Source organism: Streptomyces sp. LZ34 (assembly GCF_053890475.1).
Genome location: NZ_CM132680.1, coordinates 10,333,028 through 10,347,469, shown reverse-complemented (window position 1 = coordinate 10,347,469; position 14,442 = coordinate 10,333,028). Strand labels below are relative to the sequence as shown.

General features: G+C 68.8%; 15 protein-coding genes. 6 read left to right on the top strand and 9 right to left on the bottom strand.

Annotation, left to right across the window (positions count from 1 at the left end; translation table 11 throughout):
* Positions 1-148 precede the first annotated feature (148 nt).
* Genes ACWY4P_RS44340 through ACWY4P_RS44310 form a run of 7 tightly spaced genes read right to left on the bottom strand, consistent with a single transcriptional unit; the run spans position 149 to position 5,491 of the window.
* Positions 149-892: a class II aldolase/adducin family protein gene (locus tag ACWY4P_RS44340; RefSeq protein WP_456206471.1), complete on the bottom strand. Its 744-nt coding sequence runs from the start codon at positions 890-892 to the stop codon at positions 149-151.
* Positions 889-2,124, bottom strand: coding sequence for an NAD(P)/FAD-dependent oxidoreductase (locus ACWY4P_RS44335; protein ID WP_456206469.1), 1,236 nt, complete (start codon positions 2,122-2,124; stop codon positions 889-891). Before ACWY4P_RS44335 ends, ACWY4P_RS44340 begins: the two co-directional genes overlap by 4 nt.
* Positions 2,121-2,318, bottom strand: a complete 198-nt coding sequence (locus ACWY4P_RS44330; RefSeq protein WP_456206467.1) for a ferredoxin — start codon at positions 2,316-2,318, stop codon at positions 2,121-2,123. The genes ACWY4P_RS44335 and ACWY4P_RS44330 overlap by 4 nt, the downstream gene beginning before the upstream one ends.
* Before the next feature lie 38 nt (positions 2,319-2,356).
* Positions 2,357-3,142: a 3-(cis-5,6-dihydroxycyclohexa-1,3-dien-1-yl)propanoate dehydrogenase gene (gene hcaB, locus ACWY4P_RS44325; RefSeq protein ID WP_456206465.1), complete on the bottom strand. Its 786-nt coding sequence runs from the start codon at positions 3,140-3,142 to the stop codon at positions 2,357-2,359.
* Positions 3,139-3,456: a hypothetical protein gene (locus ACWY4P_RS44320; protein WP_456206464.1), complete on the bottom strand. Its 318-nt coding sequence runs from the start codon at positions 3,454-3,456 to the stop codon at positions 3,139-3,141. Before ACWY4P_RS44320 ends, hcaB begins: the two co-directional genes overlap by 4 nt.
* The gene (locus tag ACWY4P_RS44315; protein WP_456206462.1) at positions 3,453-4,073 is read right to left on the bottom strand and encodes a 3-phenylpropionate/cinnamic acid dioxygenase subunit beta; all 621 of its coding nucleotides are present in this window, start codon (positions 4,071-4,073) and stop codon (positions 3,453-3,455) included. The genes ACWY4P_RS44320 and ACWY4P_RS44315 overlap by 4 nt, the downstream gene beginning before the upstream one ends.
* Complete coding sequence (locus tag ACWY4P_RS44310) at positions 4,070-5,491, bottom strand: Rieske 2Fe-2S domain-containing protein (protein ID WP_456206460.1); 1,422 nt, start codon at positions 5,489-5,491, stop codon at positions 4,070-4,072. Before ACWY4P_RS44310 ends, ACWY4P_RS44315 begins: the two co-directional genes overlap by 4 nt.
* A 175-nt stretch (positions 5,492-5,666) precedes the next feature.
* Here ACWY4P_RS44310 and ACWY4P_RS44305 point away from each other — a divergent pair, with 175 nt between their 5' ends.
* The 6 genes from ACWY4P_RS44305 to ACWY4P_RS44280 all read left to right on the top strand — a co-directional run bounded on the left by ACWY4P_RS44305 (position 5,667) and on the right by ACWY4P_RS44280 (position 10,057).
* A complete protein-coding gene (locus tag ACWY4P_RS44305; protein WP_456206459.1) occupies positions 5,667-7,157 on the top strand; it encodes an aldehyde dehydrogenase family protein in 1,491 nt (496 codons plus the stop codon).
* Positions 7,150-8,823 (top strand): thiamine pyrophosphate-binding protein, encoded by a 1,674-nt coding sequence (locus ACWY4P_RS44300; RefSeq protein ID WP_456206458.1) that lies wholly within the window; start codon positions 7,150-7,152, stop codon positions 8,821-8,823. The genes ACWY4P_RS44305 and ACWY4P_RS44300 overlap by 8 nt, the downstream gene beginning before the upstream one ends.
* Positions 8,824-8,891: 68 nt before the next feature.
* A complete protein-coding gene (locus ACWY4P_RS44295) occupies positions 8,892-9,110 on the top strand; it encodes a hypothetical protein (protein ID WP_456206457.1) in 219 nt (72 codons plus the stop codon).
* A complete protein-coding gene (locus tag ACWY4P_RS44290; protein WP_456206456.1) occupies positions 9,107-9,310 on the top strand; it encodes a hypothetical protein in 204 nt (67 codons plus the stop codon). The genes ACWY4P_RS44295 and ACWY4P_RS44290 overlap by 4 nt, the downstream gene beginning before the upstream one ends.
* Positions 9,307-9,705, top strand: coding sequence for a PIN domain-containing protein (locus ACWY4P_RS44285; RefSeq protein ID WP_456206455.1), 399 nt, complete (start codon positions 9,307-9,309; stop codon positions 9,703-9,705). The genes ACWY4P_RS44290 and ACWY4P_RS44285 overlap by 4 nt, the downstream gene beginning before the upstream one ends.
* A 151-nt stretch (positions 9,706-9,856) precedes the next feature.
* Positions 9,857-10,057 carry a helix-turn-helix domain-containing protein gene (locus ACWY4P_RS44280; protein WP_456206454.1) on the top strand — a complete coding sequence of 67 codons (201 nt, stop codon included), beginning with the start codon at positions 9,857-9,859 and terminating at the stop codon, positions 10,055-10,057.
* Positions 10,058-11,129: 1,072 nt separating this feature from the next.
* On the opposite strand, the gene ACWY4P_RS44275 is transcribed toward ACWY4P_RS44280, so the two are convergent.
* Positions 11,130-12,194 carry a quinone oxidoreductase family protein gene (locus tag ACWY4P_RS44275; RefSeq protein WP_456206453.1) on the bottom strand — a complete coding sequence of 355 codons (1,065 nt, stop codon included), beginning with the start codon at positions 12,192-12,194 and terminating at the stop codon, positions 11,130-11,132.
* Between the two features lie 1,109 nt (positions 12,195-13,303).
* The gene (locus tag ACWY4P_RS44270; RefSeq protein ID WP_456206452.1) at positions 13,304-14,434 is read right to left on the bottom strand and encodes a sensor histidine kinase; all 1,131 of its coding nucleotides are present in this window, start codon (positions 14,432-14,434) and stop codon (positions 13,304-13,306) included.
* Positions 14,435-14,442 lie beyond the last annotated feature (8 nt).

Genomic DNA, 14,442 nt, shown 5'->3' with positions numbered 1-14,442 from the left:
ACGTCCAGCCGGTCGCGTCAGGCTGTGCCCGCGCACCGGTACCGACGTGGAGGACTCCGGCGCGCGGACCGCCTTCTCTCCGGGCCACGCGCCGACCGAGGGGCGACACGCCCTCCACATAGCTGACGGGGATGACGCGCCCGTCGGGTTATGGAAGACGGGCGAGTTCGTGGCGCCAGGCTGTCTCGGTGTTGAACGCTCTGCCGAGGTCCGGCAGTTCCGCCATATCCGCTTCCGGCAGATCGGCCAGTTTTCCTCCGGCACTGACGATGCGCAGAGACAACCCGGCGAGTTGGTCGACGCTGATGGCCTGCAGAACGGCCTGTTCCACACTCGAGGCAGCGCTGGTCAGGCCATGTGCGCGCAGCACGACGACGGGGCGTCCTGCCATCGCGGAGACCATCTCTGCGGCCAGCCGCCGGTTGCGCACGAGCACTCCGCGCGGATAGACAGGCACTCCGCCAGCGGCGAGTCGAGTGCCGGGGATGTCGAACGCGCCGACGACAGGGCGGATCGTGATGCCGGCGAGGTCGGCGGAGACGACGTCCGGGGGGTGGGCGTGCACCACCGCGGAGATATCGGTGTGGGAGCGCAACACTTCGGTGTGCAGGGGGAGTTCGTTCGGCGGGGCGTATCCGCCGTCGAGCTCACCCGGGGCACCGGCCTGCCCGTCGAGGTCGACCAGCCGGACGTCGGCGGCGGTGGTGAACGCCAGACCGCGTTCCTGTGGGCCGCGGCAGCGGACCAGCAGCCGCCGTTCGTCGATGCGCAGGCTGATGTGCCCGAGGATTCCGTCGGCCAGCGCGCGTGCCGCGAGCACCCGGCACGCCTGGGCGATCATCGATCGCAGTGAGTCGAGTTCGGCGCTCGGGGGTGGGGCCGTGGTGCTCACCCGGCCCTCCTCGCTATCTGCTTCACCATGGCCTCCACGGTGTGTCGCACTTCGTCCAACGGGGGCGCCGCGCCCAGCGCGCGACGGCACTGGATCAGGGCGCGTGGCCAGTTCACGGTCATGGCTCCGGCGAACCTGCCGTCCGGATCGCCGTAGAGTACGGCGAACGAGTGGTCCGGATGCGGCCCGTGGACCGTCAGGTGGTCCAGATCGGCGCCGGTGCGGCCGGTGAGCTGGATCTTCCAGTCGTATTGATCGCTCCAGACGTACTCGACCGGCTCGTGAGCACGCGGTCGCTCGGGGTGGGCGATGTTGTGGGCCACGCACGCGGCCTGCTCGACAGCGTTGGTCCAGTGTTCGACCCGTGTCAGCCGGCCGCGCCGGGGGTGGAACCAGCGAGCGACATCGCCGACGGCGTACACACCCGGCCCGCCGACGGCACGGCAGTACTGGTCGCAGACCACGCCGTCGTCGATGCGCAGCGGGGACGAGCGCAGCCACTCGTCGTTGGGCAGTGCGCCGATACCGACGACGACCGTGGCGGCGGGCAGCGCCGAGCCGTCACTGAGGTTCACGGTCAGGCCGTCGGCGGTGGCCTCGATTCCCGTGACGCCGAGGCCGAAGCGGGTCATGACACCGCGGTCGGTGTGCAGTCGGGTGAACACTTCCGCGATCGCGGGGTTGAGTACCCGGCTCAGTGGTATCGGCACGGGATCGACGACGGAGACGTCCGCAACCCCCATGGTGCGGGCCGTGGCGGCGACCTCGGCGCCGACGAAACCCGCCCCGATGACCACGAGAGGGCCGCCACGACGCAGGTCGCGGCCGAGCGCCGTGGCATCGCTCAGGGTGCGCAGGACGTGCACGCCGGGCGGCCGGCCCCATGGAGAGGGCCGGGCGCGAGCCCCGGTGGCGATGACGAGGCTGTCGTAGGCGAGGCGCTCGCCGTCGGCGAGTTCCACACAGCGTTCCCTTGTGTCGAGGCGGGTGGCGGCGCGGCCGAGGAGGAGACGGATGCCCGCGTCGGACGCCGCTTGCTCGGTCAGCAGGGATATGCTCCCGGCGGTGGCGTCTCCGCTCAGCAGGGCCTTGGACAGCGGCGGCTTGTCGTACGGGAGGGTGTCCTCTTCGCCGACGAGCACCACCTCGCCGTCGTACCCGGCACCGCGCAGTGCCTGCGCGGTGCGCACGCCCCCGACCGAGGAGCCGACGACCACCGTGGTCGGGCTCATGAATCCTCCACTTTCAGCGCGGATGCCGGGCAGGTTCGGGCCGCCTCTTCGAGACGTGCTCGGTCGGACTCCGGAATGTCGGCCTTGAGCACAATGACGATCCCGTCGTCGCTGATGTCGAACGCATCGTCGGCTGCGACGACGCAGTTGGCGTAGCCCTGGCAGAGTTCCAGGTCGGCCTTGATGACGGCCATGTCGGTTCCTCCTGAATTCACTGTGATGCGCGGCCCCGTCACGCCTTGATCGCCATCCCCCCGTCCGGATGCGCCACCCCGCCGGTGATGCCGCGCGACCGCTCGGAGGCCAGGAACACATAGCTCCACGCGTGATCGGTACCCGACAGGGCCACTCGCAGCGGTACCCGGCCGGCGATGTCCGCGGCCCGGTTCGGCGTGTCGCCCAGGCTCCGGGTGTCGAGTCCGAGGCTGCCCAGCCCGCGCAGGTCGGTGCCGAGGGTTCCGCCCGGAGCCACTCCGTTGACCCGGATGTCCGGGGCGAGTTCGTGGGCCAGCGCGGTGACCAGTCCCCGCACCGCGAACTTGGACGACACGTAGAGCACGCCACCGCGCCCCGGATAGTACGACGACGCCGACTCGGTCAGGACGATCGACCCGCGGCTCTCGCGCAGCGCGGGCAGGGCGGCCTTGACGGAGTGGAGATGGCTCTTGACGTTGACGGCGAACATCTCGGCGAAGGCATCGTCGATCCGGTCGGCGTCGAGCTCCCCAAGGCCCCGGTAGAAGTCGAAGACCCCCACACAGTTGACCAGGACGTCCAGGCCTCCGAACGCGGACACCGCGGCCTCGACCGCTTCCTCGTTCGCCCCGCGCGTCGTGGCATCACCAGTGACGACCGGGGTGTCGGGGACCTCGGAGGACAGCTTCTCGCATTTGGCCGCATCCCGTTCGAGGACGGCCACTCGCGCGCCCTCGCCCCGGAAGACATCGACGACGGCCCGGCCGATTCCGGAACCCGCGCCGACGACGAGGGCCCGCTTCCCCTCCAGCCATCCGGTCATGATTCTTCCTCCGTGCCCGCTTCGACGAGCGGACCGAACGGCTTGCCGATCATCCGCGAGAACGTTGCCGGGTTCTGCCACGTCAGCGCCTCGACTTCCAGCGGACACAGCGCGACCCACTGACCCGACTTCGGTGACTCGATCAACAGCCGCGAGCCGTTGCGGGTCTCCACCCGGCAGACCCGGACCTCGGCGAACTCGTTGCCCAGCACGATCGGCTCGCCCTGCTGGTGAGCAAGGAGCGTGCGGCGCTCGGCCGCCGCACGGCCCGCGGCTCGTGCGTCCTCATCTTCCCCGTCCCAGCGCGGCTTCACAGGAAGATCGCCAGGTTCTGGGTGCGCAGCACCGAGTCGTCGACCAGGATCGAGCGCCGGGCGAGCAACCAGCCCTCTCCGTCGTGGGAGCGACGCAGGAGGTCCTCTCGTCCGGCGGAGACGACCGCTGCCTCCTGGACGTCGCCGCGGCTGCGGTAGAGCAGAACGGCCGAGTCCACGACGAGGTGGTCCGGGTCCTCGGTGGCGAAGGTGCGCACGTTCGTCACGTAATGCCGCAGTCGCGAGGGCGGATCCTCGGTCCAGGCGTGCTCGGTCCCGAACCGCGCGACCCTCCGCGACAGCGAGTACTTGTTCTCGTCGAAGTGGGCCATGCCGGGCGCTGAGTCGTAACCCGCGCCCAGGGCGGTGGTGACTCGGACCGGCATGATGTAGTGGATGTCCTCAGACAGCAGGTCGAGCCAGTCGTCGTAGTGCTGCGCGTCGAGGAGATAGGCCTCCTCGACCAGCCAGTGGTGAGCCTGCAGATGCCGCTCGTCGGAGAACGGCAGCGACCGGCCGGCCCGTTGGATCCTCGATGCGTGCCCGCCGAGCGCCGACTCCCGGGAGTACGGGCCGCCGTTGCCGGTCGGATGGATGTCCGCGCGCGACGTGCTCATCGCCGCACCGCCTTCGTGCCGCCGTTGACCGTGGTCCCGTCCGTGTCGCGATCGCCGGTACCACTGACGTGCACCTGGCGCACGGGAGCGGCCGGGCGCTCCAGGTGGTCCGCCCAGCGCTCCAGCAGGTGGCGCTGGTTGTACTCGCCGTATCCGACGTACGCATGCCCCGGACCCGCGTACTGCTCGGCGGCCAGCGGGGGGACGACGGCGCTTCCGTCCTCCAGCAGGCCCATGCGGCTGTTGAGCAACAACCGACGGGCCATGGAGCCCCCGGCGGTGTTGGTCAGCGAGACCCAGTTCTCCACGTCGTCCTGCTCGAACATGCCCGTGCTGCCGAAACACATCAGATAGGCCTTGTAGGACAGCGCCTTGTACTCCTCGGGCGCCTCGGCGTCGACCGCGAACCAGGACAGCACCTCAGTCTCGTTCGGGCCGACGGGCTGCCAGGTCCGGAGCGAGATGAATGGCAGTACGTCGTCGGAGTCCTCGACCTTGGGCCAGTTGTGCACGAAGCTCATGTTCGGGAACAACGAGGCCGCGGAGATCATGAAGCCGTCACGGCCGATGAGGTCGAGCTGGTTCTGCGACCAGACCTTCTTCATCTTCTCGATCATGACGTCGGGGTAGCCGACGTAGCCCAGCCTCTCCTCCAGTGTGCCGGGCGGCAGTTTGTAGGTCGTTCCGCCCCCGTTGCCCGCCCAGTAGGTGCAGCCGTCCTTGCGTTTCTCCGCCTTCGGCTCCCGGAAAAGGCCGATCTCGACCACGCTCGTGTGGGTCTGCGGCGTGTGGTACATGTCGCCGGCGAAGTTCTCCGCGCCGATCTTCCAGTTTGCCTTGATCCGCCAGCGCTGTGGACCGCGCAGCTCGATCCCGCTCTCCGACTGCCTGGTGTAGTAGTCCAAGTAGAAGGCGAAGTCCCCCAGGTAGTCACGGAGCGGCGGAGCGGCGGGGTCCATGCTGATGAAGATCAGTCCGTTGTAGGTGTCCAGCGACGGCGCCGGCAGCAACGTCTGGCCCTTGCGCCGGAACCCGGCCTCGCCGCCGTAGGCCTCCCTGTGGAAGGGCAGCCCCACGATGCGCCCGTCGTTGCGGTAGGACCAGCCGTGGTAGGGGCAGCGGAAGTGCGAGGCGTTGCCCATCTCCGCCCGGCACACCTGCATCCCCCGGTGCAGACACATGTTGAACAGTGCCCGCACCTCTCCGTCCTCGCCTCGCGCGACGATGAACGAGTCCTCCAGCACCCGCCGCACGACGTAGTCACCCGCCTGGGGGATCTCGGACTCATGCCCCACGAACACCCACGCACGGCTGAACAGCCGCTCGCGTTCAAGCCGGAAGATCTCCTCGTCGTTGTAGATGTGCGCGGGGATCATCCCCTGCCGCACCTCCGCGAGGAGACGGTCCTGATCGGTCATGACTGACTCCAACCCGCAGCTGGATCTATTTCTCTGCCTTGCAGAAGCTTTATCTGATTAGAAGAAACATCCCCACCCTGCCCCGTGTCAACTCCCCCGCCGAGACATTGACCGGCGGAGGTCGGCGAAGTAGTTTTCTGCAGAGCAGAAGACAATTCCGTTGAGGGGAGAACCTGTGTCGGCAACCAGTGGACCGATCGCGGAGGCGGTCACGGCGGTGGCGGACCGCGAGTGGCACTTCGCGGTCGGGGGCCGGTCACGCCGGGCCCAGGGCGGGCATACCTACAGCGTGGAATGCCCCGCGACCGAGGCACCGATCGCCGCGGCGCCGGACGCCTCGGCCGAAGACGTCGACGAAGCGGTGCGCGTGGCCGCCGATGCCGGCTCCTCGTGGCGGGCTCTGAACGTCCGGGAACGGGGCCGTAGGCTGCGCGCACTGGCCGAGGCGGTGCGCGAGCACGCCGAGGAACTGGCCCTGCTCGACGCGCTCGACTCCGGCAATCCCGTGAGTGCCATGCGCAACGACGTGGAGTGGGGCGCCGAGGTGATCGATCTCTTCGCCGACTTCGCCTCCCACCTGGGCGGGGCCACGATCCCCGCCACACCCGAGAACCTGCACTTCACCCGCCGCTCACCCTTTGGAGTCGTGGCGCGGATCGTGCCCTTCAACCATCCGGTCTTCTTCGCGGCGAGCAAGGTGGCAGCGCCGCTGATGGCCGGCAACACCGTGATCCTCAAACCCTCGGACATCACACCGCTGTCCGCGCTGCGACTGGCCGAGGTCGCCGCCGAGGTCCTGCCGCCCGGCGTGCTGTCCACAGTCACAGGGAACGGTCCCGCCGCGAGCAGTGCTCTCGTACGCCACCCGCTGATCCGCCGGATCGGTTTCATCGGCAGCGACCGGGTGGGCCGCGTCATCCAGCGCGACGCGGCCGAGGTCGGCGTCAAGGACATCAGTCTTGAGCTCGGCGGCAAGAATGCGCTGATCGTGTGCCCGGACGCGGATCTGGAGGCCGCGGCCGCAGGGATCGTCAGCGGCATGAACTTCGCGTGGTCCGCGGGCCAGTCCTGCGGCTCGACCTCGCGGGTGCTGTTGCATGCCTCGATCGCGGACAAGGTCCTGCCCATGGTCCGCGACCGGGTTGCCGCGATCCGGATCGGCTCTCCCGTCGCTGCGGACACGCAGATGGGCCCGCTCGCCTCCCGGGCGCAGTACGACAAAACACGCCACTACATCGACATGGCCCTCGCTGAGGGAGCCACACTCCTCCACGGCGGACAGCGGCCGCAGGGCGAGGGCTTCGAATGGGGTTATTACCTGGAGCCCACGGTCTTCACCGACGTACGGCCGGAGATGCGGATCGCGCAGGAGGAGGTGTTCGGTCCAGTGATGTCCATCCTCACCTACACCGACCTCGACGAGGCCGTCGCTATCGCCAACGGCGTGGACTACGGTCTCACCGCCAGCATCTGGACCCGTGACGTCTCGACCGCGCTCTCCCTCGCCGATCGCGTCGAAGCCGGTTACACCTGGGTCAACGGCTCCTCCCGGCACTTCTGGGGGATGCCCTTCGGCGGCACCAAGTCCTCCGGTCTCGGCCGTGAGGAGAGTGTCGAGGAACTGCTGAGCTACACAGAACTCAAGGCGGTGAACGTCCTTGTCTGACAAGACGCGCCGGGGCGCCGATCTTGTCGTGGAGTGCCTTGCCGTCGAGGGCGTCACCCACGTCTTCGGGCTGCCTGGCACCACCGTGATGGATCTGATCGACGCGCTCGCCCGGCAGGACACTGTGCGCTATTTGTCCACCCGCCACGAGCAGGTCGCCGGGTTCATGGCCGACGGCTTCTCTCGTGCGGGCGGACCGTTGGGCGTCTGTCTCGCCTCCCGCGGCCCGGGAGCGGCCAACTTGTCCATTGCGGTACAGAACGCCCACGACGAATCGATCCCGATGCTCGTCCTGATCGGGCAGGTGCCAGGCTCCATCACCGAACGCCGCTCCTTCGAGGAGATGGACGTGGTATCAGCGTTCCGGCCCCTGTGCAAGTGGGCCGTGGAAATCCACCGGCAAGACCGGATCCCTGAGCTGCTGCAGCGCGCGATCCGCACCGCGGTCAGCGGCAGGCCCGGCCCCGTCGTGGTTTCGCTGCCGCTCGACGTACTGCAGGAACCGGCCACGCAGTCGCCCGGCCCCCGGGTGCGCATTCACCCTCCGGCACCTCATCACGACGGAATCACGGAAGCGGCACGGCTCCTGGCCACCGCCGAACGGCCAGTGATCATCGTCGGCGGTGGCGGTACAGGCGGCGCGGAGCCCCATCTCTCGCTCGCTGAGGCCGCCGGCGCCCCGCTCGTCACCACGTGGCTGCGCAAGAACGCCGTGCCCAATAGGCATCCCGCCTTCCTCGGCGCCCTCGGGTACGGCGCGCACGACGTGTCCGACCAGGCGGTGCGCGACGCCGACGTCGTGGTGGCCCTGGGGTGCCGGTTCTCCGAATTCACGACCAAGCGGTGGACGATCGTGCCGCCCTCGGCGGACCTGGTGCACGTCGACATCGACCCCATGGAACTCGGCCGGATCTACCCGCCGCAGGTCGGCATCGTCTCCGACGCGGCCGCCGCCTCACGCGCTCTTGCCGCAGCGCTCACCCCGCTGGTCGCCGCTGCCCCGGACGGAGCCGCCCGGCGGGTGGCGCGGCGGGAGGCACTGCGCAAGGACTACGACGACGCGGCGACTCTGCCCTCGCCGCCGCCCCCCTCCGAGACGGTGTCCTCCGCCGCCCTGGCTTGGACCGTGCAGCGGCTCGCCGACCGCGACGGTCTGGCCCTCGTCCAGGACGTCCACACCTTCGGACCCTGGGTCCAGCGCCACGTCGGCTTCGACCGGGCGCACAGCTACTACGGTTCCGCGGGCGGGGCGATGGCATGGGGCTTCCCCGCGGCCATGGGGATGGCCCTGGCTCGGCCGGAAGAGCGAGTCATCGCGTTGAGCGGGGACGGCAGCTTCTGGATGGTCGCCCAGGACTTCGAGACCTGCGTGCGCGAGCGCATTCCCGTCGTCAACGTCGTCGTCAACAACTTCGCGTACGGCAACACCCGTGACCGGCAACGCTTCGCCCACGACGAGCGCTACCTCGGTGTCTTCCTCGACAACCCCGACTTCGCCGCGTTCGCGCGAATGCTCGGGGGTCACGGAGTGCGCGTCACCCGCGACGCCGATCTCCTGCCCGCGATCGAGGCTGCCCTGGCCCAGCCAGGACCCAGCATCGTCGACGTCGTGCAGGACCGGATGGAGGGACTACCGGCGGGACTCACGCCCCTCAAGGCTCGCTGACAGAACCGCTCCGGTCCGGCCTCGCCGGGCCGCGAGTCCGGCCGATCAACCACAGCACGGCAGCGTTCATGGTTGACCAGCGCCTGGCCGCAGTCGGCTACGTCTGGGCCTTCGTCTCCCTTACCAGGTCACCAGATGCCAGGACGCATTACGACCACCGTCGAGAGTCCGGCGACCGCCACGTCGCCGCACAAGGGAACCTCTTCAACCGCTTCATGGGCATGTTGTTCCACTGCCTCCAGCACGGGCACATCTACGACGAAGCGATCGCCTTCCCACAGGCATGATGGCCAAGATCACCATTGAGATCGACGAGGAGCGCCTCGCCGAGGCCAAGCAACTCCTGCACACCGAGGATAACGCCGAGGTCGTGGCCAAGGCGGTGGATATTGCGGTCGGTGCGATCTACCAGCGTCGCGCCGCCCGACAGCGGCTGAGCGAGCTCGCGGGTGAGGGCGGCGCCTTCGGCGAGGCCCGCCCGGCGTGAGCACGTCCCACTACCTGATCGACACCAGCGCCTGCAACCGCCTGTTCCGCACCCCCGCCGTGGAACGACACTGGGCCACCATCCTGGACGAGGGCCGAGTGTCCGTGTGCGAGATCACCGAACTCGAACTGGTCCGCGCCACCGGCGGCCGCGACGAGCGGGCCGTACTGGAACGCTACCTCCACGACGCCTTCGGCTGGACCCCCGTACCCGACCGTGCACTCACCCGAGCCCGGCACGTGCAAGACCTCCTCGTCGCCACAAGCTGGCACCAGGGACCAGGAGCGGTCGACCTGATGACCGCCGCCACCGCAGAACTATGCGGACTGACCTTGCTGCACTACGACGCGGACTTCGAAACCATCGCCAAAGTGACCGGACAACCCCACCAGTAAATCGCCCCACGCGGCAGCGTCGACTGACAAGGACAACGGCCACCATGGACCACACCACACACCCGGCCAAACACACCGACGCGACACCGCCTGACAAAACCACCACCCACATCTGGGGGCATTCCTGAAAAAGGCCCGGCGCAGCCGAGGAATGAGCCAGCGGGCACTGGCCCGCGAACTGGGAGTCAGCCAGGCCCGGATCGCCCAGATCGAAAACGGAGCCAGCACCCCGCAGATCGACACCATGGCCGCCTACATCACCGCCCTCGGCGGCGAACTGACCCTGCGAGCCGACTTCCACGACCACGCCACCCAGACCACATGGCCCCAACCACACACCACAGAAAGCTGACACCCACACAGGCAGGCTTTCACGTGACGGTGGCACTCTCCACACTGACGGCCCTCGCACCCGTCGCCCCATTTGATCGACGATCCAGACAAGTCAGCCCTCGGCATACGACGACGCGACCTGTCCCACTCGGAAATACGATTCTGGGTCTGGCCCGCAGCTTCTCCGCGCAGGGTGGCGGCCTGCACGGCGCCTGGGATGATCTGCCGATGCCACTTTCAATCGTCACCGCGCCGGTCCGGAACCTGATCAAGGTGCCCGCTGCCATGCTGCGCTGCCGCGCGTGGCCAAGGAGGCGGAGGTCTTGGCGTTGCGGCACGAGAACGCGGTGCTACACCGCCAGGGTGCCAGTTCAGTAACGTGCCCGGGGCGACCAGCCGATGGCGGCGCAACGCGGATGGCAGGCGCCGTGCGCGAGCTGAGAGCACGGCACGATCGGCCCATGAGAGCTGCGGCCGCTCGATCTGCCGGCGACCCACAGCGACCTCATGACGAAGCGCGAGGATCTCGGCGTTGTTCGCGGCGGTCGATCGGCCCAGCAAAAGGAAGCAGCCCAGGAGTCGGCAGAAGATCAGGTAGAGCAGTCGCAGACCCACGATCAGTGATCACGCCCATACTTCGACGGCCCAAAGCCCCAGGTCAACCACCATACGGCAATAAAGACACCCTTCAGGAGAGCGAACGCCGGTGGATCACAGCGAGGCCCTCGTCGAGGTCGCCGGCGTAGGGGACGTAACCGTCGACGCCCTCCGAAGACCAGCCCCTGCCCGCCCTGCCCATAAAGCTGGCGGGGGCTGAGCCCGCGAGGCGGTCGGCAGCTACCGCCGGCGCGGGATGGTGGCCTGGACCTCCGCCAGGACGGTGCCGGTCGCCGTGTCGCGGTGCGCAGGGGCGTACAACGCCCGGTGGGCATCACCCGCTGTGAGCCGGCTCCCCGGCCCGCGGATCCGGGGTGGGTCGACAAGCTCTCGGTCACCGAGCGGGCCGCCTACAAGTCGGACGACAACAGCGGTACCACCGATCTCTGGCGGGGTTCTGCCGTCTTCACCTCTTCAGTGATCGGCTCGGGGTGTTAGGGCAGGAGGAGTACTTTGCCGGTCTGTTGGTGGCTTTCGAGGTAGGCGTGGGCTTCGGCGGTTTCTTCCAGGGGGTAGGCGCGGTCGATGATCGGGTTGATCTTTTTGTCTGCCAGCAGTTCCAGGCACAGTTGCTGGTCGCGCAGGGTGGCGCCGCGCACGCTGGCGATCCTCACCTGCTGGCCGATGAGGGCGAGTGCGTCCAGTTCGAGGCGGGATCCCTGGTCGGTCGGTGTGCCCAGGACGATGACGGTGCCGCCGAGCCGTGTGCAGGAAAGGGAGAGCTGGAAGAAGTCGTTGCCGCCGACGCAGTCCCAGACGGCGTCGGCGCCCAGGCCGCGGGTCAGCTCCCTGACCTGTGCGGGCAGTCGGGGATCGGTGGAGTGCACGATGTGGTCGTAGCCGAGCTTGCTGAGCGCTTCGTCGCGGTCCGGCTTGGTGGTGGTGCCGATGACGGTGGCTCCGCTCAGCTTGGCCAGTTGTGCGCAGGCGATCGCCATTCCGCCGCTGGCGCCGGTGATGACCACCGTGTCGCCGGGGCCGACGGGTGCTTGGCGCGCGCAGTTGAGGGGGGTGGTGTAGGTCCACATGGTGGCTGCGGCCGTCTGGAAGTCGACGTCGTCGGGGATGGGCAGGATGGCGTCCTGGCGGCGCACGACGTACTGGGCGTATCCGCCGAAGATCTGGTGTCCGGGGTAGGCGGTGTCCACGCACAGGTTTTCGAGTCCGCGTACGCACAGGGCGCAGTTACGGCACGGCGGGTGCGGGAGCTGCACCGCCCTGTCGCCGGGGCGCCACCGGGTGACGTTCTCGCCGGTGGCGACGATTTCACCGGCCGCGTCCCGGCCGAGCTGGAACGGCAGGGGCCACGGCGGCCGTCCCGGGAGAGGCTGCGGCAGGTTGCCCGCGCGGTAGCGGAGATCCCAGCTGTTGACGGCCGTGGCGTGGACGCGCATCAAGACGTCGTCGGGGCCGACCTCGGGAATCGGCGCCTCGACGTACTTGAGCACCTCGGGCCCGCCGTGTTCGAACAGGCGGACCGCCATCATGGTCTGTTCCACTTTCACGTTCCTTCAGATCGTTTACACGGTTCACCGCAGGCTCCACACAGCCGCCCGCACCACCCGCCCCGGCGACACCGTGTGCGAGCGGATCCCGGCCAGGCGGCTCACCAGGACCGGACCAGAAACGCAACAGGGACCGAGTCCGACGCACCCGACGCTCGGCACAGCCGACGCGACCACGTCGGCGGTCGGCAGTCGGCAGTCGGCAGTCGGCTGCGGAGCAAACCCGCGAGCGCGCCGCGAATCCGCCGCCGTCCCCGCACAGACCGTGCGCAGGTCGGCGGTTTCCTCATGCAGCGCGTACTCGCTGAGCATGCGTCGAGCCGGATCCCCGGGTCCGCGCGACGGAAGAGGGAGGAGTACACCGAGCGGGGCGGAAACGGACAGCGCGGTGTGAAACGCCGTAGCCAAGTGCCGCACAACATGGTGATCGAAGGCGGGACGAGGAAAGCTGCATGACCACCAGGCAACAGCCGCCTCATAAAACCCGTACCACTCGGCGTATGAAGCTTCCATGAAGCCGGGCTCTCCCCACTGGCGCTCCCTTCTCCCGACCGAGAAGCCGGTGGCGCCCTCACGGAGATCGTCGGGGCCGACCGATTCCGAGCCCGGGTGACGGAGAAGCTAGCGGGGAGCAAGGGCTGCAGCCAGCCGCTGTCGACTCCGCGGTCCGAACTGTTGACGCGGACAGCCATGCCTACGGCTGGACCTGGGCGGGGCCGGCGTGCGGCTCCTCGATCTCCGCGAGCCGCAGGACCTCGGAGCCGCCGAATTCCTCGTACAGGATGGTCTTCATGCCTGACACCTTCCGTCCTGTGCGTAGCGCCACCGTGGGGGATTTCGGACGACGCCTCCATCTTCGGCAGGCGCGGTGCCACTCCCCCTGTCCTTCGTAGGTTCTGGCGGCTGAAAGGACAGCGGGAGTGAGGGACGGGCCGGCGCCGCTGGTGGTCATGGCCCCGATCGCTGATGTGATCCGAGCGTCGCCGGCCGGGGTCCTGTGAGACACCGGCCGTGTCTCCGGAGTTGGCGAGGGCGCACTGAGCGCACTGCTCGGCGTTTCGCGACCGCGACGTGCTCGTCACAACCGCTGCGGGGCCGATGGGTCAGGGGGAGACCGGAGGCAGGTCGCCCCCGGGAACGTGATCCTGCGGTAGGTGCAAGGTGATCGTCGCTCCCTTGCCCAGGCCGGCGGATTCCGCGGTGATGTCTCCGCCGTGAGCTCGGGCGATGCCCCGGGCGATGGTCAGGCCGATGCCGCTGCCGCCGGCGGCAGCGGGTCGGCCGGGATGCTCAAGGCGTTCGAAGCGGTGGAAGATGCGCTCCCGCTCGTGTTCGGCGATGCCGATGCCGTCGTCCATGACGCGGACGATCACGTGGTGCGCGGGAGACGGTTCGGTGTGCACGGACAGTGCCACATGCCCGTGCCGATCGCACGCGGCCAGTGCGTTGCCGAGCAGGTTCACCAGGACCTGGGTGATCCGGTCCGGGTCGCAGAGAGCGGCGACGGGTGTGCCTGCGTCAACGACCAGGGTCACCATCTGGTCGTCGTACTGGGGGCGCAGTCGCTCGGCTGTGCTCCGAGCCAGCATGGCCACGTCGGTGGGCTTGCGGCGAAGATCGAAGGCGCCCTCCTCCGACCGGGACAGGCTGGAGAGGTCGCCGGCCAGGCGCTGCAGCCGGTCGAGGTCGTCGGCGAGGGAGGCGAACATCGCCTCATCGGGGGTGAAGATGCCGTCGGCGATGCCCTCTATCTGGCCGCGAAGGATGGTGATGGGGGTGCGCATCTCGTGGGCGACCTCGGAGATCAGCCGGGCGCGGCGGCGCTCGGTGTCGGCGAGGGCGGCCGCCAGCGTGTTGACGTCTTGGACCAGCGCTGCCAGGCCCGGCTCGCTGGGAAGTTCGAGGACGTCGTCGTAGTGTCCCTCGGCGAGCCGGCGCGTGGCGGCGCGCACCCTGTCGAGCGGACGCAGCAGAAACCGGGACAGGGCGACGGACGCCGGGAATGCCGCGGCCCCTCCGAACAAAAGGCCGACCTGCAGGACCACGTCGCCTTCGACGTCGGCAAAACCGAGCCACACCTCGATCAGCGCGCTGATCGCCGCCATGGCCGCCAGTGCCAGGAGGAGCACCATGACGTGCGAGAGCACCAGCCGGTTGCGGAGCGACAGACGCTCCTTGATTCGGCGCAGCCGCGCACGAGACCGGTGGTAGGTCGGAAAGCGGGAGGCAGGCATGGGTGGGT